Annotated in this window: 22 protein-coding genes and 1 tRNA gene; 14 read left to right on the top strand and 9 right to left on the bottom strand. The window is 46.6% G+C overall.

The genetic code is table 11. From position 1 onward, the window contains the following. Positions 1-14: 14 nt before the first annotated feature. Positions 15-1,823 carry a monovalent cation:proton antiporter-2 (CPA2) family protein gene (locus IE104_RS13230; RefSeq protein WP_189419271.1) on the bottom strand — a complete coding sequence of 603 codons (1,809 nt, stop codon included), beginning with the start codon at positions 1,821-1,823 and terminating at the stop codon, positions 15-17. Positions 1,824-2,009: 186 nt separating this feature from the next. On the opposite strand from IE104_RS13230, the gene IE104_RS13225 reads away from it, so the two are divergent. From IE104_RS13225 to ychF, 10 genes are all read left to right on the top strand, one after another. Continuing rightward, positions 2,010-3,728 carry a tetratricopeptide repeat protein gene (locus IE104_RS13225; protein WP_189419269.1) on the top strand — a complete coding sequence of 573 codons (1,719 nt, stop codon included), beginning with the start codon at positions 2,010-2,012 and terminating at the stop codon, positions 3,726-3,728. Positions 3,729-3,736: 8 nt separating this feature from the next. Beyond that, positions 3,737-4,366: a lipoprotein insertase outer membrane protein LolB gene (lolB, locus tag IE104_RS13220; protein WP_189419267.1), complete on the top strand. Its 630-nt coding sequence runs from the start codon at positions 3,737-3,739 to the stop codon at positions 4,364-4,366. After that, positions 4,363-5,211 carry a 4-(cytidine 5'-diphospho)-2-C-methyl-D-erythritol kinase gene (ispE, locus tag IE104_RS13215; protein WP_189419265.1) on the top strand — a complete coding sequence of 283 codons (849 nt, stop codon included), beginning with the start codon at positions 4,363-4,365 and terminating at the stop codon, positions 5,209-5,211. Before lolB ends, ispE begins: the two co-directional genes overlap by 4 nt. An 11-nt stretch (positions 5,212-5,222) precedes the next feature. After that, positions 5,223-5,297: transfer RNA gene (locus tag IE104_RS13210), tRNA-Gln, on the top strand. Between the two features lie 272 nt (positions 5,298-5,569). Then, entirely contained in the window at positions 5,570-6,499 is a 930-nt protein-coding gene (locus IE104_RS13205) for a ribose-phosphate pyrophosphokinase (RefSeq protein WP_444542201.1), read from the top strand. 95 nt (positions 6,500-6,594) lie between these two features. Next, positions 6,595-7,209, top strand: a complete 615-nt coding sequence (locus tag IE104_RS13200) for a 50S ribosomal protein L25/general stress protein Ctc (RefSeq protein WP_189419262.1) — start codon at positions 6,595-6,597, stop codon at positions 7,207-7,209. Positions 7,210-7,313: 104 nt separating this feature from the next. Next, positions 7,314-7,907 carry an aminoacyl-tRNA hydrolase gene (pth, locus tag IE104_RS13195; protein ID WP_189419260.1) on the top strand — a complete coding sequence of 198 codons (594 nt, stop codon included), beginning with the start codon at positions 7,314-7,316 and terminating at the stop codon, positions 7,905-7,907. Positions 7,908-8,054: 147 nt separating this feature from the next. Next, positions 8,055-9,290 carry an acyltransferase family protein gene (locus IE104_RS13190; protein WP_189419258.1) on the top strand — a complete coding sequence of 412 codons (1,236 nt, stop codon included), beginning with the start codon at positions 8,055-8,057 and terminating at the stop codon, positions 9,288-9,290. Next, complete coding sequence (locus IE104_RS13185) at positions 9,283-11,247, top strand: NPCBM/NEW2 domain-containing protein (RefSeq protein WP_189419257.1); 1,965 nt, start codon at positions 9,283-9,285, stop codon at positions 11,245-11,247. Before IE104_RS13190 ends, IE104_RS13185 begins: the two co-directional genes overlap by 8 nt. Before the next feature lie 121 nt (positions 11,248-11,368). Beyond that, the gene (gene ychF / locus IE104_RS13180; RefSeq protein ID WP_189419255.1) at positions 11,369-12,460 is read left to right on the top strand and encodes a redox-regulated ATPase YchF; all 1,092 of its coding nucleotides are present in this window, start codon (positions 11,369-11,371) and stop codon (positions 12,458-12,460) included. Between the two features lie 59 nt (positions 12,461-12,519). On the opposite strand, the gene IE104_RS13175 is transcribed toward ychF, so the two are convergent. From IE104_RS13175 to IE104_RS13160, 4 genes are all read right to left on the bottom strand, one after another. Beyond that, positions 12,520-13,611 (bottom strand): linear amide C-N hydrolase, encoded by a 1,092-nt coding sequence (locus IE104_RS13175; protein WP_189419253.1) that lies wholly within the window; start codon positions 13,609-13,611, stop codon positions 12,520-12,522. A 68-nt stretch (positions 13,612-13,679) separates the two neighbouring features. After that, on the bottom strand, positions 13,680-15,437 hold the full coding sequence (locus IE104_RS13170; RefSeq protein ID WP_189419251.1) for a monovalent cation:proton antiporter-2 (CPA2) family protein: 1,758 nt from the start codon (positions 15,435-15,437) through the stop codon (positions 13,680-13,682). 135 nt (positions 15,438-15,572) lie between these two features. Continuing rightward, positions 15,573-16,346 (bottom strand): type 1 glutamine amidotransferase domain-containing protein, encoded by a 774-nt coding sequence (locus tag IE104_RS13165; RefSeq protein ID WP_189419249.1) that lies wholly within the window; start codon positions 16,344-16,346, stop codon positions 15,573-15,575. 9 nt (positions 16,347-16,355) lie between these two features. After that, positions 16,356-16,643 carry a putative quinol monooxygenase gene (locus IE104_RS13160; protein ID WP_189419248.1) on the bottom strand — a complete coding sequence of 96 codons (288 nt, stop codon included), beginning with the start codon at positions 16,641-16,643 and terminating at the stop codon, positions 16,356-16,358. Positions 16,644-16,833: 190 nt separating this feature from the next. Here IE104_RS13160 and IE104_RS13155 point away from each other — a divergent pair, with 190 nt between their 5' ends. Then, entirely contained in the window at positions 16,834-17,721 is an 888-nt protein-coding gene (locus IE104_RS13155; protein WP_189419246.1) for a LysR family transcriptional regulator, read from the top strand. A 69-nt stretch (positions 17,722-17,790) separates the two neighbouring features. Here IE104_RS13155 and IE104_RS13150 read toward each other — a convergent pair whose 3' ends face one another. The 4 genes from IE104_RS13150 to IE104_RS13135 all read right to left on the bottom strand — a co-directional run bounded on the left by IE104_RS13150 (position 17,791) and on the right by IE104_RS13135 (position 22,909). Then, on the bottom strand, positions 17,791-18,912 hold the full coding sequence (locus IE104_RS13150) for a serine hydrolase domain-containing protein (RefSeq protein WP_189419244.1): 1,122 nt from the start codon (positions 18,910-18,912) through the stop codon (positions 17,791-17,793). A 40-nt stretch (positions 18,913-18,952) separates the two neighbouring features. After that, positions 18,953-20,095, bottom strand: coding sequence for a helix-turn-helix domain-containing protein (locus tag IE104_RS13145; RefSeq protein WP_189419242.1), 1,143 nt, complete (start codon positions 20,093-20,095; stop codon positions 18,953-18,955). A 69-nt stretch (positions 20,096-20,164) separates the two neighbouring features. Beyond that, positions 20,165-20,713, bottom strand: coding sequence for a cytochrome b (locus IE104_RS13140; RefSeq protein WP_189419240.1), 549 nt, complete (start codon positions 20,711-20,713; stop codon positions 20,165-20,167). A 21-nt stretch (positions 20,714-20,734) separates the two neighbouring features. Continuing rightward, on the bottom strand, positions 20,735-22,909 hold the full coding sequence (locus tag IE104_RS13135; protein WP_189419239.1) for a carbohydrate binding family 9 domain-containing protein: 2,175 nt from the start codon (positions 22,907-22,909) through the stop codon (positions 20,735-20,737). Between the two features lie 226 nt (positions 22,910-23,135). Here IE104_RS13135 and IE104_RS13130 point away from each other — a divergent pair, with 226 nt between their 5' ends. The 3 genes from IE104_RS13130 to IE104_RS13120 all read left to right on the top strand — a co-directional run bounded on the left by IE104_RS13130 (position 23,136) and on the right by IE104_RS13120 (position 25,318). Further along, complete coding sequence (locus IE104_RS13130) at positions 23,136-24,047, top strand: LytTR family DNA-binding domain-containing protein (protein WP_189419238.1); 912 nt, start codon at positions 23,136-23,138, stop codon at positions 24,045-24,047. Between the two features lie 141 nt (positions 24,048-24,188). Continuing rightward, on the top strand, positions 24,189-24,560 hold the full coding sequence (locus IE104_RS13125; RefSeq protein ID WP_189419236.1) for an antitoxin Xre/MbcA/ParS toxin-binding domain-containing protein: 372 nt from the start codon (positions 24,189-24,191) through the stop codon (positions 24,558-24,560). 17 nt (positions 24,561-24,577) lie between these two features. After that, complete coding sequence (locus IE104_RS13120) at positions 24,578-25,318, top strand: RES family NAD+ phosphorylase (RefSeq protein WP_189419234.1); 741 nt, start codon at positions 24,578-24,580, stop codon at positions 25,316-25,318. Positions 25,319-25,339 lie beyond the last annotated feature (21 nt).

Genomic DNA, 25,339 nt, shown 5'->3' with positions numbered 1-25,339 from the left:
ACTAACCGCTAGAACTACTGAATCTGCGTATCCTTCGCGAAGAGTTCTTTCAATTCGCGGCGGCCGTCTTCTGCCACTTTTATCATGGCGGCCAGATCGTTATGGACGAGCGATGATTTTTGTAGCATTTGCTCATCGTGCTCACGGAAAAGATCAATGGTATTTTGCGATTGACCCTCGGTGAAACCCAGCTCCAGCAAGGTTTGCATAGCAGCCGACAAGCTGGATTCATAGATCTCGCGAATTGGATTCTCCACCCCCAACTCCACCAATTGATAGACATGGGCACGGTCGCGGGCGCGCACTATAAGGGCCACATGGGGATATTTTTCCTTCACCAGGCGCACAACCTTCAGGGATTCCTCCACCCCATCCACCGCTACTACCAGTACTTTTGCTTCGCGAACACCTGCAGCCTCCAGTAAATCCAGACGTGCGGGGTCGCCGTAATAGCTTTGCACCCCAAATTGCTTGAGGAACTCAATGTGATCTGCATTACGATCCAGAGCGTTATAGGGAATGTTGTTAGCAGTGAGGATACGACCAATAATCTGCCCAAAGCGGCCAAAGCCCGCGATGATAACTTCGGGCTTATGTTCTTGTGGCTGTTCAAGCGCTGAAAGTGATTCTTTATGCAACTCCATATCAGCCAGCGCTTTTTCCTGCAGTGTAGTTCGCTGTATCAAACGTTCATAACCAATAACCAAAGGCCCGGTAAGTGCCATGGAAATACCCACCACCAAGACGACATAGCTGGTGATAACAGCGGGCAAGAAGTTAAGTTCTTCGGCAGAAGCCATTAACACGAACGCGAACTCACCGCCCTGCGCAAGCATAATCCCCAGGAAAATCCCCTCGCGAAAACTGAATTTGCGCACTTTTAAAATTAAGGCAATGACACCAACTTTGATGGTCATTAATGCAAGCGCTAAAGCCATCACCAACAGTGGATGCTCAAACAATAACTTCAAATTGAGTGACATGCCGACAGCGATAAAAAACAAACCGAGCAGCAATCCTTTAAACGGCTCTATATCCGCAGCGAGCTGGTGGCGATAACTGGACTGCGCCAACAACAAACCTGCAAGGAAAGCGCCCAAACTCATGGACAAGCCCACAGTTAACATCAGCAGGGAAACACCCAGCACAATTAACAAACCGGCTGCCGTCAGGATCTCACGGCTGCCATATTTGGCGGCAAGTTTTAACAATGGATTGAACAGCACGCGCGCGGCCACAATCATTCCCAATACTGTGAGCACCCCAACCCACCAGGGCAAACGCTCGCCGTGGCTACTTGCAACTGGCGCCATGCTGGCGAGTAATAAAAGGATCGGGATAACCGCCATATCCTGCGAGAGCAACATGGAAAAACCTTTGCGCCCTAGAGGTAAGCCCATGATTTTTTGCTCTTCCATCAAGGGCACCGCAAAGGCCGTTGATGACAGCGCCAAGGTTAAACCTATGACAAAAGCTTGCTGCCACGTCAGCGAAAATAACATCAATAAAAACGCTGCTATGACCACAGCACTGAGCAAAATTTGTGCACCGCCGAGCAACCCTACTTCATAGCGGCTTTTCCATAATTGCTCCGGGTTAAGCTCAAGACCAATGACGAACAAGAGCATGACCACACCGAATTCGGATAAATGCATGGCGGATTCAGTTTCAAAAATCAAACCCAAAACCTGTGGGCCAATCACCACGCCCGCTACCAAATAGCCAAGGATGGCGCCCAAACCCCAACGCCTGAAAACCGGTACTGCTATGACCGCTGCCAACAAATAATAAATGGCATGCAGCAAGCTTTGATGTTGTTCCAAAATTGACTCCAAAAATCGACTACTATGAGAATGAAACAGAATATATCACTCGCACTAAGTTTCACGGGTGTTTATTATGTGCAGCCTACTGCAACAGCTTGCGTTTGTTGAATGCACGCTTGAATTTGCAGTATTGCGACCCAGACTCCCTATGAAACTCTTCATAAGATCCACCATAAAATCCCAATGAAATTGCGCCCATTTACATTGTTCACCTCACTGCTCGGCTATGCGTTTGCATATAGCTACAGTGTGGCAACCTACGCGCAAAATCATTCCCAAACCACAGCCGCTCCGAGTGCATCAAGCAAACCGGTTGAGCGCAAATTTTCTACAGATACGCTTTATGCGCTACTCACAGCAGAGATTGCCGGCAGCCGCCAACAATATGATTTAGCGCTTGCCAATTACACCCAGCAAGCGCGCGTTACCCGCGACCCGCAAGTTGCTGCACGCGCAACTATGATTGCCCGCTATTTAGGCGCAACCCAAACCGGTTTGGAGATGTCGCTGCTGTGGGCTGAACGCGCGCCTAAAGATAAAGAAGCGCTAGCCAATGCGTCACTCGGCTTAATGCAAGCAAATCGTTTGCAAGAAGCTTTTGAAATGTCGCGGCGTTTGTATGTTGCCGGTGGCGAACCCCTGTTTCAAAATATTGCCGCCAACGCAGAAGGCCTCACACGCCCTGCACGTGAACGTTTGCTGCAAAGCTTTAAAACTTTATTGCCGCGTTACAATCGCGATGAACAATTGTTAGTTGGAATTGGTTTGCTTTTACAACAGCAACACAGTTTCGACGAGGCCATGACCTACACAGAAAAAGCACTCACGCTCTATCCACGCAGTATTCCCGCTGCAATTTTAGAAGCAAATTTGCTGCACGAATTAAAACGCGACCGCGAAGCCATCGCCAAAATGGCCGAGCTGCTGACCTTTTATCCCGATAACATTAGCCTGCGCAATCAATATGCCCACATTCTTACGCACTATGATTTAGCGCTGGCGCAGCAACAATTTGCCATTATCGCCAAGCAGCAACCTAAAAATGCTGATGCAGTTTTATCGCTTGGCATTATCGCCATGGAGCGCAAAGATTACAAAGCCGCGAATCGCGCGTTTGAAAAATTACTGGACGAAGAACAACATTCATCCACCGCACATTATTATTTAGGACGCCTGGCAGAAGCACAACAAAACTGGCAGGAAGCGATTTTTAATTATTTGCAGGTTGAACGCGGTAACGATTTTTTATCTGCAACAATTAGCTTGCTGGATATTTTTATCAAGCAAGGCGATTTTATTAGCGCACAGCAACATATGAATCGTGTGCGCATCCGTTTTCCCGATCAAGCAGAGAGTTTGTATTTATTGCATTCGCAAGCGCTAATCAAACACAACTATTTGGTTGAGGGCGAAAAAATCCTCAACGATGCTTTGGCAAACCTCGCCAACAACAGCAAATTACTTTATGCGCGCGCCATGCTCTATATCCAACGCAACCAGCGCGCTGATGCCGAGCGTGATTTGCGCCAGATTTTACAGTTTGAACCTGACAATGCCGTCGCCCTCAACTCGCTGGGCTACATGCTAACGGATGACAGCCAGCGTTATCGTGAAGCGGAAGAGCTGCTGACCAAAGCCCATACCTTAAAGCCGGATGATCCGGTCATTATCGATAGCCTCGGTTGGCTGCACTATCGCCAGGGCAATTACGTCCAAGCCATACGCGAATTGCGCCAGGCTTATGCGAGCTATCAAGAACCCGCCGTTGCCGCTCATTTGGGCGAAGTACTATGGATAACGGGCGCACAGGAAGAGGCGCGCTCCATTTGGCAGGAAGGTATTAAACAAGCACCGGAAGACACGAGCATTCCGGCCACCATGAAACGGCTTAAAGCTGAATAGAGTTATTAATGAAGGTTTTTCCCGCCCTACTTTTGTTGCGTCTTTTATTCATCAGCCTGTTATTGAGCGGTTGCGCCCATAAATTACCCAAAGCTCCGTTAATTAGCGAAGACTGGCCAAAGCATCAGGCGCAAGTAGAAGCCTTGGGCAAGTGGCAGGCGACCGGCAAACTCGGCGTAAAAGTGCCAAACGACGGCGGCAGCATGACCCTCCGCTGGCAACAACAACCCAATGATTTCGCCATAGACTTTACCGGCCCCTTCGGCCAAAACATTTTGGGCATTGCTGGCAAAGCCGGCGAAGTTACGCTCAGCGAACCAGGTAAAGCCCCCATCACCGCAAAGACAGCAGAAGAACTCATTCGCCGGAACACCGGTTGGACAATTCCCGTAGCCCAACTCACTTTCTGGGTGCGCGGGCTTCCTGCACCCACGGCAAAAATTACGCACTTCGCACCTAATGCTCAGGGTTTAATTGGCGAACTGGAACAACTGGGCTGGAAAGTCACCTATGGGGAGTACCTGAGCGTAAACGCTGGAACAGAAACCCTCGCCATGCCGGGACGGATTACTGCCGAATTTAAAGATATGCGTTTGACTCTGGTGATCCGCGAATGGCAAATGGAACCGGCGCTATGACGCAGACTTTAGAATTGCTATCACCCGCTAAGCTCAACCTGTTTTTACACATCACCGGTCGCCGTGCCGACGGTTATCACAACCTGCAAACCCTGTTTCAGTTGCTCGACTACGGCGACACCCTGGCTTTCACTCCGCGTAATGATGGACTGGTTAGGCTCACACCGAACATTCCCGGCGTCGCCTTTGAAGATAATTTGATTATCAAAGCTGTTCGTACACTCCAAAAACAAACAGGCGTAGGTTTAGGGGTAGATATCCGATTGGAAAAACGCCTTCCCATGGGCGGTGGAATTGGCGGTGGCAGCAGCAACGCCGCAACAACCCTGGTGGCACTTAACTATTTATGGAAATGCGGCTTAAATAGCACCCAATTACAGCAGCTCGGGTTGCAGTTAGGAGCCGATGTTCCGGTATTCGTAAACGCCCAAACTGCATGGGCAGAAGGGGTCGGTGAAGCGCTCCAACCCATTGAAATGCCTAAAAATTGGTTCTTGGTTGTACAACCTGATTGCCACGTATCCACGCAGCAGATTTTTTCGCATAAAGATTTGACAAGAGACTCGCCTGCCATTAAAGTGGCGGCCTTTCTTGAGCAGGGTGGCCAAAATGCTTGCCAAGCCTTGGTTAGAAGGCTTTATCCACAAGTTGATGAAGCACTAAACTGGTTTGCAGAACGCGGTCACCAAGCAAAGTTAACCGGAACCGGAGCATGCGTTTTTACGCAGCTCGCAACGGCAGAAGCAGCGCAAAAAGTGTTGCAAAGTTTACCTAAACATCTGCCCGGTTTTGTAGCGCAAGGCGTCAATCAATCGCCGCTCTACGCGTTAACCAGTTCAAGTTGAAGTACCAAAATAGGGGCGTCGCCAAGTGGTAAGGCAGCGGGTTTTGATCCCGCCATTCGTAGGTTCGAGTCCTTCCGCCCCTGCCATTTTCCAGAGTCATTGTTTTAAGTGATTATTCAGCCCAAGCGCTGTTCTATATATACAGTTGTAGAAGTCACAACAATGATCTCACCATCTATACTCATCTATTCCAATTCGACATACGACGACTTAGCGAGTAGCACCCCGAAATCCCCAAGGGTAAAAAACTCTGATTTGCGCTTAGCAATCAAAGCAGGTCTAAACGGCCGAATTGGCCCAGTTGGCCCAATCCAACACAACAACAGCAATCACAAAGGTGTCTGACGTGACTGACTTCATGGTCTTTACCGGTAACGCTAATCCTGATTTGGCTAACAGAATCGTTGATGAACTTGGTATGACGCTGGGCGATGCCTCAGTAGACCAGTTCTCTGATGGTGAAATTGCGGTTGAATTGAATGTAAATGTGCGTGGACGCGATGTGTTTGTGGTGCAACCCACCTGCGCGCCCACCAACGACAATTTGATGGAACTCATCGTGATGGTAGACGCCCTGCGTCGCGCCTCCGCTGGCCGCATCACCGCCGTAGTTCCCTACTTCGGTTATGCCCGTCAGGATCGTCGCGTACGTTCAGCGCGTGTGCCTATTACGGCAAAAGTTGTCGCGGATATGATGGTAGGTGTAGGTGTAGACCGCGTATTGACGGTTGATCTCCACGCAGAACAGATCCAGGGTTTCTTCGATGTGCCCGTAGATAACGTTTACGGTTCACCAGTGCTGCTCGAAGACATAGAAGCCCAAAAATTTGAAAACCTGATTGTAGTATCACCCGATATCGGCGGCGTAGTTCGTGCCCGTGCGGTAGCAAAACAATTAGGTATAGATTTAGCGATTATCGATAAACGCCGCCCACGCGCCAATGTGGCAGAAGTGATGCACATTATCGGTGAAATTGAAGGCCGCACCTGCTTGCTGGTTGACGACATGGTCGATACCGCCGGCACCTTGTGCAGCGCTGCAAAAGCCTTGAAAGAACACGGTGCCAAGCGCGTAATTGCCTACGCAACCCACCCGGTGTTATCAGGTAAAGCTGTAGAAAATTTAAATAACTCAGTGTTGGATGAATTGGTTGTTACCGACTCAATCCCATTGAGCGATGCGATAAAGAACTGCGCCAAAGTGCGTCAGCTGACTTTATCCAGAATGCTCGCGGAAGCCATGCGCCGCTTGAGCAATGAAGAATCCCTGAGTGCGATGTTTAGATAACATCTACTAAGGAAAACCGCCGCAACGCATTCGCAATGCGGTAATTAAAACCTGCCAAGTTCTGGTCGCGGATTTGGCAATTTGAGGAAGTAACCATGTCTCAAGAAGACTTTAAATTAGATGCAACAGCCCGTAACGATTTAGGGAAAGGTGCGAGCCGCCGCCTACGTCGTTTGGCTGACCAAGTGCCAGGTGTTGTATACGGTGGCAATGTTGCCCCAATCAGCATCAGCGTATCTCACAATGAATTGTTGAAGCACTTGGAACACGAAGCGTTTTACTCACACATCATCAGCCTGAGCGTTGATGGCGTTGCGCAAGACGTAATCCTGAAAGACTTGCAACGTCACCCAGCCAAACCAGTTGTATTGCACGCAGACTTTTTGCGCATCGATAAAGCAACTCGTTTGACTACTCACGTACCTCTGCACTTCATCAACGAAGCAACCAGCAAAGGCGTGAAAATCCAGGGCGGTAAAGTTGTTCACAACCTGACCTCTATCGACGTTTCTTGCTTGCCACACAACTTGCCAGAGTTCATCGAAGTTGATTTGGGCAATGCTGAAATCGGCACCATCATCCACATCTCTGATCTTAAATTGCCAAGCGGCGTGACTTCTGTTGCTCTTGCTCACGGCGCTGATCACGATTTGGCTGTTGCTACTATCGTCAAGCCGAAAGGCGCTGCTGAAGAAACTGCTGCTGAATAATTTCAGCTGCACTTTTCAGTTGCAATCAAAAGGGCAGAAGACATATCTTCTGCCCTTTTTTATTGTTTGTTTAATTTGCGTTTAATTGATGTAGCGAGGCCAGCATGACCAATACACCAATCCAACTCATTGTGGGCTTGGGCAATCCAGGCAGCGAATATGATCGCACCCGCCACAATGCGGGCGCGGATTTTGTTGCGGAGCTTGCTCGTCAAGCTGGGGCGAATTTAGTCGCCGATGGTAAATATTTTGGCCTAACTGCCCGTATCAATTACCAAGGTGCAGATCTGCGCTTGTTGATTCCCACCACCTATATGAACCGCAGCGGTCAATCTGTCGGCGCCATGGCAAATTTTTTCAAAATTGAACCTGCCGCAATTTTAGTCGCGCACGACGAACTTGATTTAGCACCAGGTACAGCGCGCTTCAAACATGGCGGCGGTCACGGCGGCCACAATGGTCTACGCGATATTATCAGCGCACTGGGCAACAACCAGAACTTCCCTCGCCTGCGTCTCGGCATTGGCCACCCCGGAGCAGCACCGCTAGTCGCAAACTTTGTACTAAAACGCGCACCACAAGCAGAACAAGAATTAATTGATGAGGCTATTTACCGCGCAACCAAAGCACTGCCCGATGCAGTAAAAGGCGATTGGAATACGGCGATGAAAAATTTGCATACAGAGCCAAAAAAATAATAACGAATGTATATTTTCTTAAATTAGCGTTTGCGTGATGTGGGTAATATGTCAGTTTTGCAAGCCATGCTATAAATAAAAGGGATTCGAAAATTATATAAATGGAGCAGAAATAAATGGAACAGCCACAAATGGAACAACAATAAAATGTCGCTATTCTCTCTTACAGGTCTGTTACCCGCCGCGCTGGTGACACTTATCGCCTTAATCTCTGCATTTCTTTTTGTCAGGGACACTTCCGCCAACGATAACCATGAGTTTGCCAGTATTGACGGCTTGCGCGGTTTTTTAGCGCTCTTTGTATTTTTACATCACTCCGCTTATTGGTTTAACTACTCGCATGTGAATTCGTGGGTTGGCACCAGTTCTACGCTTTATCACAATTTTGGGCAAACCAGTATCAGCTTGTTTTTTATGTTGAGCGGCTTTTTATTTACTCATAAGTTGCTTGAAAGCAGAACAAAAGAAATTGATTGGCTGAAATTATTTTGCTCGCGCTTTTTACGGCTTACGCCACTTTATGTTGCAGTGGTGGCAATTATGCTAAGCATTATCGCTGTGCGATCCGGTTTTGTTCAGTTTGACACTACAGTTGATCTGCGTAACGATATTTTTAGCTGGCTATTTTTCACTATTCCGGGTCATCCCGACATCAATCAATTTTCCAACACACATTTATTAGTTTCTGGTGTGATTTGGACTTTACCTTACGAATGGTATTTTTATTTGTGTTTGCCCGCGCTGGGTTTATTACTGGGTGTAAAAAGCAAAACCAACCCAACAATTTGGCTCATTATAAGCATTGCGTGCATTATCAGTTTCAGCAGATGGCGGTTGGACTCCACCCTGTTATGGGGATTTGTTGGTGGTGGCTTTGCCGCCTTTGTTGCACGAACTCCCTGGTTGCGCGAGCTGCACCAAGGCCGAGGAATAAACTGGATTTTGCTCGCCGGTTTAATTGTTTCTTACACCGTATTTGACAACGGCACTTTTTATACTCGTTTAATAATCCTGAGTGTATGCATGTGTTTTATTGCCTGCGGCGCAAATCTTTTTGGCTTACTCGATAATCGTGCAGCTCGCGCATTGAGCACCGTGAGTTATGGCGTTTATCTTACGCATGGTTTAGTGCTCTACGTTTTGTTTACTTTCGTGCTCGATACGCAAATAGGTGAAAGCCTCAGCGTTTTACAGCATTGGTTACTGATGTTTTTGTGCACGCCCGTCATTATAGGTTTAGCAAGCCTTTCATGGTATTGGATTGAATGGCCTGCCATAAAATCAACATCAAAACTTACACATTTCTTACGCAGCCTGCACTCTTCAACGGCAACTCATAACGCAAATCTTGTGGCTTCGCCGCAGGAGAAAAGCCATGATTAATTTTTCAAAATATATAAGCCTGCCCATTGTACTTTTTGCATTAGCAGCATTAATCAGAGTTCTGTGGTTAGGCGATATTCCCGGCGGATTGAATCAAGATGAAGCTTCAACAGGTTACGATGCCTGGGCATTATTGCAGGATGGAATTGATCGCCACGGCATAAGCTGGCCCGTCAATTTTATTGCCTGGGGCAGCGGCCAAAATGCACTTTACGCTTATCTCTCTATGCCGTTTATTGCACTCTTTGGCTTAACCACTACGAGTGTTCGTCTTGCCGCTGCTATTCTCGGTGTTGCATCTGTATGGATTTTTTGGCGATTGGGCAAACGCTCCGGTTCGCATATGGGACTATGGGCATTGTTAATTATCGCAACCAGCCCTTGGCAAATTATGGCTTCGCGTTGGGCACTTGAATCCAATGCAGCGCCGGCAGTAGTTTTATTCGCAACCTATTGTTTTGCGCGCGCGCGTGAAAATAATAAATGGTTGTATTTCGGTTCCGCTTTATTAGCAATTTCGGTTTACGCTTACGGTACTGCTTATGTTTTTGCACCCGCGTTTATGTTGTGTGCATGGATTTTTGTTGGCTATGATCGCAAATTCCAATGGAAGCCCTACGCACTTAGCGCGCTAATCGCATTTATTATTGCACTGCCCATGATGGTGTTTATTTTCAATAATAGTTTCGGCAATAGCACGCTTCATTGGGGACCTATCAGTATTCCCAAATATCCCGGTGAGGCTCGTTACGACGGAATTTTTTTACCGCTCATGTCTAATGGTTGGGAACAAATCCCTAATAATGCCGTTGCAGTTATCCAATTATTATTAGGCGCGCAAGACGATGGTTTACCCTGGAATGCTATTCCAACCTGGGGGGCGCAATATTGGATTCTTACGCCTTTTTTAATGCTCGGAATCGCATTTGCTTTGCGTGAAAAATCTCTCACTGACAGGCTGATGCTGGCCTGGTTGATATGTGCGCTTCTCACTGCATTTTGTACGTCTGCCAACATCAACCGAATCAATTTGATTTGGCTTCCCGCACTTTGGTTAGCAGCGCGTGGGCTTTGGTTATTTTCACCCAAGGCAACACTCAATCGCATTGCACAAATATCCGTGTTCGCGTTAGGAGTTCTTTTCTCGGTTCATTACTTCACGTCCTGGCAAGCACGAATAGCTGATAACTTTTTTGTGGGCTTGGGTGAATCAATCCAAGCGGTTTTAAAAGCCGCACCTAAAGATGCCCCAATCGTTATCACCAATAATAGTGTCTACACTTCAACTTTATTTTTTGCACAGCCTGATCCCAAAGAATATGTGCGCAGTGTTCAAATCCCAAACCGGAATTCACCTTTCCAAACAGTAGAAAAATTTGGGCGCTTCAGTTTTGGCATTCAACCTGAAAATATCGGCACGCAACATTATTGGGTTGCACATATTTCTGAGCTAAACCAATTCAACCTCTTTGCTTACAACCTTCACACGTTTGGCAACTACGCTGCCGTGACTCGAAAAACACCTGAGCAAATGATGTGTTTGAAGGCATTGGATGTTCAGCCACTAACAGGCCAGCAGGATTACCAAACTTTTGCGCTCAATAAAGAAGTGGATGCCACCGACTTGGGCTTGCCAATCGCTGGTGGAATTTTCAATGAGGGGTTCGGCGTGCATGGCAACAGCCAATGGAGCATGGAACTTCCAGCCTCTGCCGAGCGATTGGAACTGGGCATGGGCTTGTCCTCCAGCTCCGGTTGTTCCGATGGCCAGCGATTTAAAATCCTGGTGGATAACAAGCTCGCCTTTGACAGCAGTATCATGCGGCCCGGGCAACTCAAGTTTGCCTCCATCCCCCTCAACAGAGCCAAACGAATCAGCTTTGTTACCGAGGCGGGGGCATCCAACCGCTGCGACCACGGCTTATGGGTCACGCCAGTGATTAAACATTGCCTTTAAATCAGCCAAGCCTCCGTGAACGGGGATTTTGAACCAAGAGGTTTCAATAATCCCCCTTCAAGCATGTATAATCGCGCCCTCTCGATTTACCCTCTTTTCATTTTTATAGCGGATCAGCATCATGGGCTTCAATTGCGGCATCGTCGGCCTTCCCAACGTCGGCAAATCAACACTGTTTAACGCACTTACCAACGCCGGTATTAGCGCGGAAAACTTCCCCTTCTGCACTATTGAACCCAACGCAGGCATAGTTACAGTGCCTGATCCACGTCAGGATGTACTCGCTGAAATCGTTAAGCCGGAGAAAGTCATCGCTACCACCATGGAATTTATCGACATTGCCGGGATTGTGGCGGGCGCATCCAAGGGGGAGGGTCTTGGCAACAAATTTCTCGCCAACATCCGCGAAACAGATGCCATTGCCCATGTGGTGCGTTGCTTTGATGACGACAATGTTATCCACGTTGCCAACGGCGTTAATCCCGCGGCTGATATTGAAGTAATCAACACCGAACTCGCACTTGCCGATTTGGAAGCCGTTGATAAAGCGCTTAATCGCTACGCCAAATCCGCCAAGGGTGGCGATAAGCACGCTGTCGCCATGAAAGGTGCTTTGGAAAAAATCCAGCCACATTTAAACGAAGCCAAACCACTACGCTCTTTTCCGCTCGATAAGGAAGAGATTGCGCTGCTAAAAGAAATCAATTTACTTACGCTCAAACCCACAATGTACATCGCCAACGTGGCGGAAGATGGTTTTGAAAATAATCCGCATTTGGATGTAGTACGCAAAATTGCCGCAGAAGAAAAATCTATTGTTGTACCCATCTGCAACAAATTAGAAGCAGACATTGCAGAACTTGAAGGCGACGACAAAAAGGAATTCCTCGACGAAATGGGCATGGAAGAACCTGGCTTGAACCGTGTGATTCGCGCTGGCTATCAATTACTCGGTCTGCAAACTTATTTCACCGCTGGCGTAAAAGAAGTTCGCGCCTGGACAATTCCTGTAGGTGCAACTGCTCCACAAGCCGCAGGAAAAATCCACACAGACTTTGAGAAAGGCTTTATTCGCGCCGAAACCATTTCTTACGACGACTTTGTACAATACAAAGGTGAGCAAGGCGCGAAAAACGCTGGTAAGGCACGTAAAGAAGGCAAGGATTACATCGTTAAAGATGGCGACGTATTGCACTTCTTGTTTAACGTGTAATTTTTATCTATCACTCCAAAAAAAAGCCACTCCAATGAGTGGCTTTTTTATTTGTTACTTTATTGTTGTATCTTTGACCAATGAGTCGTTGCTGATAATTGTTCTTGCAAGATACTGGTTGAACCACCTACGGATGCCAAATAAGTATTCAATCTCTCCGCACCGACCCATTCCTGGAATTTTGTTACAGCTTTACTCGCAATAATTTTTTGCGTTTCTGCGGTTGCCGGTTTCAACCATTGAGTCTTGTCTGGCTCATGAATATCCCATACCAATGTTGGCCCCTTATCAAATTTGATAGTTTTCCAATTAAATATTTTCCATTCAGTATTTACACTGGTGTTGTAATGCAGCTGCTTTTTGTTCACATCAAACACGTAGGTTAGCTGTGTGCCTGGTTGACGCAAGCTTCCTAATATCTGCACCGCTCTATCATAAGTTGCACCATCTTTTGTGGAGTTACTATAAGTCAGCGCACCTTTGCTAAAACGGTCTTCCACTTGGCTGGCTTGAATTTGCGGTTTGAGAGATTTAAACAGCTCCAACTCTTTAGCGTAGGCATCGTTGCACATCAAGGGCACCGGCATTTCCTGATTCGCGTGAATGACAGCTTTGCCATCAATAAATTCGATAGCGGCTTTGCGTCCGCGTGCATCAGCAACCAGATAATGCCATTCCATCCCATCAACAGAAAATTGTTGGGTACTGGCAATAACTTGATCAACCGTTTCATAGGTATCCAACGCGTGCTGAATCCAGGAGGATGCATAAATTGCCTGACGATTTTCAATTGGTGCTTTGGAGGCTACCAAACTCATTTCCTGAATATACAAACCTTTTTCATTCATGCCACCATCGGGTAATCCCAGCCCCCAAAGATTTACTGTGATTGAACCCCACTTGGCTATCCAACTAAATGTATTGTCCTTTTTACCCGTTATCAATTGATTCCAGGTTACACCGGTGCGCTCTGCGCCGCGTTTATTAATCACTAACAACGCATCAATTGCACTGCGCTCATCTAAATGATGGGCGTAAATAGTATTAACGTTATCGTGCAATACAAATGTCGAACAAGCAAACGCTACTTGCCCCAAGAATACGGAGCTGGCAGCAACAAATAAGATACAAAATCGCCGTATTTTTTTCATAAATGTCTCGTATAAATAAATATGATTGGTGGCATACGAATTCAAATTGACAAAAAATTTTTTTGGATTTAGATATCGGACCTATTCATAAGTACACGTAACTCATCTGCCCCCTCCTTTGCCAGAACTCGCAATGCAGCATCGTCTTTATAGACAGTACCAGCACGCAGCAAAATTTTTTCATCCCAGTCGCGATAGATTCCCACCTTCTCAATCACCTGGCTATCGGTAAAGCCAACTGAAGATAAAGTTCGACTCGCCGCTAGTAAGCTGCTGTCAAAGGTTTCGCGAATTGAATCGGCGATACCAAGTTCTTGCAGTTGATATGCATGCAAGCGATTGCGTGCACGCACAATAAATTTGATGTGCGGATAAAGATGTTTTACTTCTCGTACGATAGTTACACTGTCTTCAACATTATCTATTGCCACTACCAGAGTTGTTGCCTTGGCGATGCCCGCAGCCTCTAACAAGTCCATTCGTGTTGCATCGCCGAAATAGGATTTGGCTCCAAACTGCTTCATAAAATCGACTTGGGTGGCATCCTTCTCTAACGCACTAAAACTCACGTCGCTCGCTCGCATAATGCGCCCGACAATTTGGCCAAAGCGTCCAAAACCAACAATGATCACTTCGTTCTCAGCATCGTCCACTGTATCAAACGCCTGGTTCTGAATTTTTTCTTTACGCAAAAGCGCTTGCAACATAATCACTAAAGGTGCTGTCAATGCCATAGAAACACCTACAACTAACACAGTGTAATTAGCGTAAGCACTGGGAATAAAATTGATCAGCTTTGCTTTATCCATAATAACAAACGCAAACTCACCGCCCTGAGCCATAAGCAATCCCAACACAAACGCTTCTTTAAAAGCGTAGCGTGCAATACGAAAAATAAGCCCCACTGTCAGCGCTTTAATTAACATCATCGCAAGCGCCAAACTTACAATTAATATTGGATGGGCCCACAGTAAATCGAGATCGAGCGTCATGCCTACTGCAATAAAAAACAAACCGAGCAGCAAACCTTTAAAGGGTTCTATATCTGCCGCGAGCTGATGTTTAAAACTGGAGCTAGTCAGTAACAGGCCTGCCATAAAAGCTCCCATGCCCATGGATAGGCCCACAGCTTCCATTAGCATTGCCGTACCCAACACCACCAATAAATCTGTGGCCGTCATAATCTCGCGACTGCCATAGCGAGCAATAATATTTAGCAAAGGTGTAAGCAAATAACGCCCCGCGAGAATAACTCCCGCAATCGCAATCAACCCCCACCAAAGTGGCGGTGAAGATTCACCAACAACCTGGACTGGAGACCAAGCAGCCAACAATAATAAAAGTGGGATAACTGCGAGATCTTGCATTAACAACACAGCAAAGCCATCGCGCCCCATGGGTGTGGCCATGTAATTTTTTTCTTCCATCAGCGGCACAGCGAATGCGGTGGATGATAGCGCGAGAGTAAGTCCCACCAGAATCGCCTGTTTCCACTCAAATACAAAAGTCGACAAGACAACAGCCAACGCAAACCCCGTCAACAGCATTTGCCCACCGCCTAGCAATACAACTTTATTGCGTGCCTCCCACAAGCGCGCGGGATTAATTTCCAACCCAATTACAAACAACAGCATCACCACACCAAATTCCGCCAAGTGCATTGCTGACGCAGGATCGGGAATTAATTTCAGCGCGTAAGGACCAATGGCTGCACCCGCAATTAAATAACCGAGAATAGCCCCCAAGCCTAACCGCCGGAAAATAGGGACAGCGACTATGGCAGCCAATAAAAAATAAATAACTTGCAGCTTGCTGTGATGATCCATGGAAATGACTCGTATTATTGTCGTTATTTAACCGCAACCAATTTAACAGGAGATTCATCCATAACAAATCGCCTTATTTGTTTGCAGTTAAGTATGAAAAAATTGCCAACGCCATTTGGCATCGGCAGTTTTTTCTTAACTCAGCCCCAAGCTTTGAATTAATAGTTGCGCTGTCTCACGACCAGAAAAATTTTGCTGGCCAGTAATAAGGTTCCCATCGCGAATAGCAAAGCTGCGCCACATACCTGCTTGCACATAATTAGCGCCCAGCTCTCTCAAGCTATCTTCAATGCGCCATGGCATCAGGTGTTGACCCTGCGGCAAAATGCCGTAGGACCAAACGGCATTATCGGCAAAATCTTCTTCAAGGTTAGCAAAAGCAGTCACCGTTTTGCCTTTCACCAAGGCCGTGCCGTCGGCCAAAGTTAAATATTTTAATAGCGCCGTTCCGTGGCAAAGCGCTACACACAGTTTCTGTGCATTATAAAATTCCATAAATTTTTTATGCAGAGAAGTCGCTGATGCAAAACTGAACATAGGTGATTGGCCACCCGCCACAAAAATCGCATCGTAGTCAGCAACACTGATCTCTTCAACGGATTTTGTATTTTTAACCAAGGCGGCCAGCTCTGAAGTATTAATAAAACCCTGAGATATTAAATCTGCTCGCGAATAACCGCTGGCATCGTTAGGATCACTCATAGTATCGGCAATACACTCGCCCCCCTGCGGACTGAAAATATCCACAGCGTAACCAGCATCTATAAATTCCATATAGGGGTGAGTTAATTCACTCCACCAAAAGCCAACGGGAAATTGCGTTGTGGTAGATGTATCCGGGTTGGCAATAACCAATGCAATTTTTTTGACGACCTGTGAATTAACTTTGTTGATATCTTTTAAGCTCATGTGCTGTTCCTATTTGTTTGAATAATGTTGTATTTCTAAAATGGATTGAAAGTAAGGTTTTACTTTGGCAAAAAACCTGGCAAACGATGACGATTGACGAAAGCCTGACAAATGCGCCTCCCTGGATTGCCAGCGGATAATGATGTGAAAAAGACTGGTATCTTCGTCCTGCTGCAATATTTCCCAACTTAGTGCGAAGCCAGTTTCGTCCACAATTGCCATAGCTTCTCGATAGGTTTCAATAAAACTTGCGGCTTCGGCGGGATCAATTTGGTAACGAATAATTTCAGTAATCATGCAATCTCCTGTGGAATTTCCTGATTGTTGTAGACCTGTCCATCATTTGGCTAAGAGCGTTTGAATTCAACGGCCGATTTTGCAACAGACTGTTATCGCAACGGATAACAACGAAAGTAATCCGCCTTGATTAACGCAATTTATGTTATTTTCACTACAATTTTTTTGTGTCTTCAAAGGCAAAAAATCTATGATGGAAATACTTGAGATAAATACATTTGTAAAATTGGTACAAACCGGCAGTTTTACCCGTACAGCAGAAATCTTGGGGACACAAAAATCCAATGTGTCACGGGTAATCAGTAATCTTGAAAAAAAGTTGCAGGTACGTTTGCTGGAGCGCAATACACGTACTCTAGTCATCACGCCCATTGGGCAAAGTATTTATGAAAAATGCGTGTTGATTATGGATACGCTGACTGAAGCGGAAAGCCTGGCAAAGCAGGAATGGGGCGAGCCCCAAGGCTTATTACGCCTAACCTGTGGCGTAGAGTTCGGTATGTTGTTCGTGAGCAAATGGATTAATCATTTTATGCAGACCCATCCACAGGTCACTGTTGAAGCAAACTACACCAGCAAACTTGTTGATTTAATCCATGAAGGGTTTGATCTGGCCATCAGGCTAGGAGAACTGGATGACTCCACCTTGATTGCCAAACGTTTGGGGCAATTACAATACGGTCTATATGCTGCACCAAGCTATATTGAAAAACATGGCATACCCCGGCACCCACAAGAACTAACAAACCATAACTGCATTATTTTTAATGCCGGATTAAAAAATATCTGGCCTTTTTTTGTAGACAAAAAAGTAGAGGAAGTGCAGGTAAATGGCAGCCTAAAAATTAACAACTTGTTTGCTGTTTTATCGGCGGCCGAGCAAGGTTTTGGCGTAGCACGCCTACCTATTGGCTTACCGGAGCGCGATGAGAAAAAGCTGGTACGCATCCTTGGCGAATTCGATGTTCCTGCTATTCCAGTTTACGCTGTATTCCCGAGCCAGCGTTTTTTAACACCCAAGGTGCGCGCTTTTATTGAACTCGCAGCCAGCGAATGTGAGCAACTGGTTTTAACATAAACTACTTCTATAGATCGATTGTAAACATCTTGTTAAAAAGCCACCGAACTGGTGGCTTTTTTATTTCAGTTATTTTTCCCATTGCAACGCTAAATCACTCACTGCATTCACCGCAGCATCGCTATAACCGCTAGTAAAAAATGCTACCGCCTTGCCAGACTTTTGCGAAAAAATAACGCCGTGTAAATAGCTTTCTTCATCCGAACCTAAATGCTGGCTGAAGGTTTCGCCATTTGAATTGAGCACCTGCCAGCCAATTCCCAATTGATCTGCACGGGTTGTGCTGTGCATATATTTTAAGGTTGGTTCTTTTAGCCAAGTGCTTTGACCGCGTAAGCCGTCAATATTCGCTTTTAAAAATTGCGTGTAATCAGGCATGGACATATACCACCCGCCCGCAGCAAGCGCGAGTTGGCTGTTAATATATTCTTCTTCGGGTGTGATATTTTTTACTTTCCATTGATTGTTTTCCCAGCTGTGCCCCAGCACGCCATTTTTAGGTGCATTGAATTGTCCGTTGATTCCAAGCGGAATAAAAATTTCACGGCGGACCAGGTTTTCATAAGAGTCTTTTCCAACATGTTCTGCAATTCGCCCGGCAATAACATAATTGGTGTTGCCATATTCCGTTTTACCACCCGGCATAAAACGCGAAGGCGTTGCTAAGACCCAATTGATAAGAGCGTCCTGGTCTTTCGTAAGATCTCCGGTTAGTCCACCTATAGCATTTATCGCATCCGCTACATCTTTCATTTCCGTCAGAGGTGACAACCCAGATTCGTGGCGTAGCAATTGTTCCAAGGTTAAATCTTTGTAGCTGGCATGCAATGGCAGCCACTGACTGACCTTATCATTCCAATGTAGTTTGCCCTGCTCTACAAAGCGCGCAATTAAGCTTGCCGTAAAAGCTTTGGAATTTGAACCCAAGGGCAAAAGATCGGATGTCACTATTTTTTGTGCAGAACTAACGGCAAGCGTTCCGGCTAGAGCGAACTGTGGCTGGCCATTTTCCAATACGGCAAAAGATACCGCCGGGATATTTTTTTGCTGCTGAAGCTTACTAACTTGCTCAGTCAGACTTGGTGGATTCTTTGTGTCATCAGGTTTTTTATTAGCGCCTGTATTACAACCCAATAAAAGCACGGATATGAAAATTGAAACTACAAATGAAATAAAAGACGATAAGTTCATGGTCACCTCCAATGATTCAGGAGTGACCATATTGTTCAGATCAGGCAGTAATTTCGTCTGAGCAGATAGGCGTGGACATATTTTTTACCTGTTTTCGCCAATTTGATGGCGTGTAACCTGTTATTTTTTTGAAACTGCTATTAAACGTTGATTTGGTATTAAACCCCGCCGCCAGCGCAAGATCCAACAAAGTGCTTTCAGTGTCGATTGATTCGCGAATCAATTGCTGAACATGATTTACGCGAAAGCTATTAACATAATCAAAAAAATTACATTGATGATATTGGTTAATATATTGCGACAGCCATTGCGGTGAAGCGCCAACTGCATCGGCTAATTGATTGAGCGTCAGGTTGGGTTCCAAAAAGCGTTGTTCGCTTTTCATAATACGTTGCAAACGTTTTTCAATGAGTTCGGCGGCAGATTCCGTTAATCCTGAACGTGAATATTTTTCTTCCAGCTCATCAGGTGCATCCAGATTAATTTTTTCGTGGTCGATAGCGGGTGGAATAAAGATCACGCGTTGTTTAATGCCGTACCACACTAAGGCATAAACCAACACCAAGCGGCAACCCAGTTGCAGCGCTAAGCCAGCGTTCGATTGGTTGGCTGTAAACCACAATAGCAGCATGACCGCATTTGCCAGGGTAATCCAAAATAACCAATGCAAATCCCAGGTTTTTAGTGACGAAAAATTTTGTTTCAACAGCTGGCGAAATTGATAGAGTCGGAAAATTACCGCGAGCATATAAGCTAAGGCCATTCCCTGGAAGAAGAGCGTCCATGTGTTATCGCCCGATGTCGTTTGTTCATCTGCGATAATTGCTGCAATAAGTTCTTCACGACCAACGCTGAAATGCGTGAGCGCTACAATTCCGAATACAATTGCAAAGGGTAAAAAATGCCAGAGTTGGTGTGGTTTAAAACTGCGCCCCATTAAAGCGTTGGCGTATTGGTAATAGGTAATACCTATTAAGGTGAACGCTAAATCAAACCATCCCCATAAACGCGGGTGCTCCAAATACAGTCGAGTGACATCCGCGTATTCGCTAAAACCAATCAGGGATAGGCATAGCAGGTATGCAGCCAACCATCGATTGGCTGCGCGTGATTTTCCCAACATCATTAACGGAGCAAACAAAAGCAATGTCAGCAGGCTTACTGCCAGAATCAAACCAGCCATAGCAGGCTCCCTTTTTTACCAAAGGTAGGGAGCCTAACAAAGGCTAACTGAACACAAAATTAACCTGATTTATTTGCCTAGCATTCGCAGCAGGGTTTTATCTTTATAAACCACGTGATGTTTAAGCGCACCTGCAACGTGTAAAACAATCATGCACAGTAAACAATAAGCGACCCATTTGTGAGTGAGCTGCCCAAACGACGCCCAGAAACTGCTGTAAGCAATCACGCCATCTTTTGGATCAAGGGCAGGGTTATCCGCAACTATATGCCATGCAAAAATCCCAAATCCGTGGCCGCTGGCACTTGAATGAATCATGCCGGAAATTGGGATAAACATTGTGCCCGCTAACAACCCCCAATGAACGAACTTGGAAATTTTTTGTTCGACTTTATCGTAGGTATTGATCGGAGCTGGCCAGCCCTGAACCAATCGCCACCATGCTCGCGCAACTATAATCATAAAAAGTATTACGCCCAGAGATTTGTGCGTCCAATACCATGTCCAGGCTTCTGCTTTAACAATATAAATTCCCATGACGCACAAACTGACAAATCCAATCGCCACCAACCAATGCAACGCAATAGTTATACGGCTTAATTTAGCGGTTTCTACCATAACCCATCCTCTCACTAAAAATTAAAGGCCAAAAATATAAGAAAACTTTAAAGCTGCTGTTTCTTCTTCAGTTTCAAAGCGATTGTCCAATTCAGTTTTTTGTGCGCCACGGTTGTAGAGCAAATACATTTCCATGCGCGGCTCGGGCATCCAGCGCAAGCGATAATTAAAATTCGCACGGCGCGATTGATTGTCGTATTGGATATTGGTTAACCAAGCCCAGCTGTTAGAGATGGCAATTTCGTGTTTGTAAGCAATCAAGCGAGTGGTGACATCTTGTTGGTCCAGCTTCAAATCATTTTCGCCATAGGTGAATTGAAATAAAAATCTATCCCACGGGCGCAAGCCTATGCTCAGTTTTTGCTGGCGACTTTGGCCCGAATAAAAATCGCCTTGCTTCAAATCCAGCTCTGCAAAAATTCGACGTGCTTCGGCAGTTTTTATGGATAAGGCGTTGCTGGCAAATTCATAATTGCCAGCCTTAATGGTCAGGTTTTTTACAGGACTAAAATCGCTATCCAAATGTTCGCGTTTAAAAATACGACCTACGCCTATGCGGTCACCCCAACGGCTAACAAATTTGAGCGGATTGATTTGTACGAATTGCGACTGGAATTCACCATCCAGGTTTGTGACATGACTAGCGTAAAACTCCGGGTAATAGGCTTGGATTACGCCCGAATCAAAATAGTATCTGTAGCGGCCTTCGGCATAGTTGTGGCGGATATCGCGGCGATTTACAAAGCCTAAACCCGGATCAAAATCTTTTTCGATATTGACCAAATTCCACAAAAGTTCGTACCGGCTACCGGGTAAGGTTAGGCCAGCACCATAGGCAGCCTGTTCCTTGCCCTCTTGCTTGGGCCCGGTTTGCTGATACCAAAGTGAACTGCGAAACGGCAGCCAGGATTCCTGCCCCAAATTGTTGTAGGCCATATCGACCCCGGCAGTGCTCGCGCTTGCGCCCGTATCTGGATTGCCGTTGGTGTACACGCCCCCCAAGGTGAGTTGCGGAGAAAGATTTTGTGCAACACGTGCTGCAAACAAGGTTTTGGTATCAACGCCTGCAGCCAAACTGTCTTGATTAACGGCCAAAGCGCCAAAACTGGTGTTGTCCAAACTACCGCTGGCTTTTAAACCCCAATGCATATCCAGTGGCTGGCTGTTACCGGCCAGACCTATGCGCCGCGAGAAAAACGGCGAACCATTATCCATAATCTCGCCAAAGGCAAAGCGGCTCGCATCCTGCAAAAAGAATTCGCGCTTTTCCGGCAAGTAAAGATCGTAACGGTCGAGGTTAATAATCCGGTCATCAACATCCGTTGCTGAGAAATCAGTATTGATGGTGGCGGCCAGAGTTACTTTTGGGATGGGTCGATAAAACACATCTAGCGATGGCTCCAATGTCGTCTGCGATTGGTCTTCGCCGTGCGCCCGGTATTCGTATGCCTGCTTGGCCGAAGCTTGAATTTCCAAACCTCTGCCAATGGAAACATCGCTAATGTCCCCCATACTGCCCAAGGCTACTGGCCCCATTTCCCAAACTGCACCACCCAGGCTGTTCCACACCACCAATTCATTTTTAGCCCGAATGAAACGCCCCAGGTTAAATCCCCAACGTTTAGTGGCGGGGTCAAAACCTATAGTGCGAAACGGAATTTTCATTTCGGCAGACCAACCCTTAGCCAATTTTTTAGCGGCGGCAAACCAAATGCCATCCCAATCCGAGTTGAAGCCGTTGGCAGCATCCCAAATTAGCGCATCGTTACGAATTCCGTTGGGGTTAACCTGCAGGAAGTAGCCTTCGCGCTTTTGATTAAAAGGGTCGATAGAAATATGGATTTGGTCATCGCTTTCCATAGGCAAGCCTTGGATATGCTGGCGCGCAACAATTAGCGAAGGGTCTTGCATGTAGGCCATAACGCCCAGATAGAGGAAGTCTTTGTCGTAACACACCCAAAACTCGGTGCGCTCCGTAGGAGTGCCATATTCTTGCGGTCGCAACTGATGCAGATCAGATTCGGGAGTGTGCTCGCGCCAAATGCTGTCATCCAAAAGACCATCAATAACAGGCTTTGTGGCCGCGCTGCGCAGATCACAAGCTTGCACTTCCTGATGACTGTAGTTAGTGGGAGCTTCCGCCCAAGCTACATTGCCTAGCAATAGTAGTGTGCTTATAAAGGTTTTTATCGCCATAGGTAAATCCCAAGTAGTTTGTCCAGCTGTCGGGACTATGCTGATCAAGCACCCGGGCAAGCCCAAGCACCTTGGGACAAACTGACTTTTGCGGTGACAAAAACCTAAAACACCCTAAAAAAAATCATTGGAGGGACGAATGGCGGGACGAAAGTGAGAGCGGGTAGTTCTGTATAGGGCTGCAATTCGCTAGAATTTGATGGAGAAATAACTTGGGAGATTAATTGTGGCCACGACATTGCCTTTCACGTCAGCATGGGTGCGCGACATGGACATGGTTTTTAGCTGCTGGCTTGCATTGCTGGTGGCCTTGATTGGCCAATGCATTGCGTACGATGTGCTTGTCCATCAAGCGCCCGCGCGGTTAACGGCTGACCTGCTCTGGTATGTGCAAACCTGGGGGCTTTGGCTAGTTGTCACCCCACTTCTTTATGACGTTTACTATAAACGCGCCCGCGCTGGCACCATCTCTTTAAAAGACTTTGTCCCACCAGCACTTCTATGCTGCGGACTTCTGCTGGCACTGGAGTTCCTGATTCAAAGCTTATTGGACCCAACTCTTAATATCGTTACTTACACACTTTATTTCCTCCCCCGCTACAGCTTGGCCATTCTGGTACTGACACTTGCATGGCTTTGGCGCAATAAAACTCTGGTCGCACACTGCTGGCAAACACAGCGGCAATCTACAGCACCTACATTGACCCTAGTTCCACCGGTTAAGGCAGAACTTGCTGATAGCACGCCAAATTGTCAAACCCATACCCCCCCGGCAGGTCTGGTGGCGTTTAAAGGGCGCGACAAAGCCTTTATCTGCCTGGCAGATATAGAAGGCGTAGTTGCCGCTCGCAACTATTTGGATATTTACTGCTCTCACGGAGAATACATTGTGCGCGACACCATGAAAAATATGGAAGCCTTGCTAGCCGGACAAGACTTTGTGCGCACTCATAGGTCGGCACTGGTGCGCCTGTCAGCCGTACGTCGGTTCAAGCGTTTAGCCTCAGGCAACGGAGTGGCAATTTTGATGGGCAACACAGAAATTCCCGTTAATAAGAACTTTATGTCGGCTTTAGGTAAGGGTGACATTTATATGGGCAAAGCAGCTATAGCAAGCCTCGAACGACAGGTTGGCTAGCTCTTCTGCTTTCCTATGGGCGCCGGTACTGGTGTTCACAAATCCGGCGCGAGCTGACCTAGTTGATTTACCACCCACCTCTTGCATTTCAAGTGACACTCTCTATAATAAAAAGTGTCACTTGATACAGGCAGACCGGTTATGAACACTAAACCCGTTTCTATTTCAGACCTCAATCTGGTCGGCAATAGCGTCATAAACGCTGCCGATGCCTTGGGGCTTGCCCGCGATCAACTCGCCGAAACTATTGGTGTTTCGGTATCCACCATTGCCCGTATGCGCAACGGTTCTTCTCCAGTACCTGAGCAAAAACCTTTTGAAATGTCTCTTTTACTGATTCGTGTTTACCGCTCACTGTTTTCAATTCTGGGTGGTAATACCGAGGCTATGCGTCATTGGATCAGTACACCCAACCGCCATTTGGGCGATGAAGCGCCAGCAGAATTAATCCGCAAAGCGGATGGCCTAACCAAAGTGCTTTGGTATCTGGATGCCATGCGCGGGCGCATTTAAGGATTGGATTTGAGCAAATGGATTTAGCTTCCCTGCTTCGCCCTCACATCATTGGCAGCTGCTGGCGCATTGTTGAAACCCAGGAGACGGCCGCCACCATGGCCATTACCCAATCGGCAACGGAACAAAGTCGCCTGGAAGAGTTGCTCGATTTATCCAAACCCAAAATTCCTGCGGATACTCTTGGCTTAAATTATTTGTTAATGACGCCCTTCCGTTACCCGCCATTACGTTACGGTTCCCGTTTTGGTACAACCTGGGAGCGCGGCATTTTTTACGGCTCCTGCGAATTGCAAACAGCCCTTGCAGAAACGGCCGTTTATTTTTGGTTGTTCCAACAAGGCCCTACTGAACTTGGCGCACTTGAACATATTCGCGACCAGCGCACAGCGTTTAAGGTGAAGCTCTCAAGTCAGAAGGCGCTGGATTTGCACAGCGATGATTTTGAAAGCCAATACGAACACATAAGCAATCCTGCATCATGGAGCTATACCCAAGAGCTGGGCGCTAAATTGCGTGAAGCAGACGCGGAATTTATTGTATATCCCTCAGCGCGTTTTCGCGGCGGTAAAAACATCGCAGTATTTTCGCCCAAAGCATTTTTTGATAAAGAGCCAGCCGTGCAACAACTCTGGCACGTGAAATTCACCAGCAACACTTGTGTGTTTGTGCGCGCCAGCGGCAATGAAAATTTTGAATTCAAGCGCGAAGATTTTTGCAAAGATGGAAAAATTCCTCATCCCGCACTGGCAGCATAAGCAGAATTCTTTACAATAGAA

The organism is Cellvibrio zantedeschiae (assembly GCF_014652535.1).
Classification (GTDB): Bacteria; Pseudomonadota; Gammaproteobacteria; order Pseudomonadales; family Cellvibrionaceae; genus Cellvibrio; species Cellvibrio zantedeschiae.
Note: the sequence above shows the minus strand (reverse complement) of the source record. Positions and strands in the feature narration are given on the sequence as shown.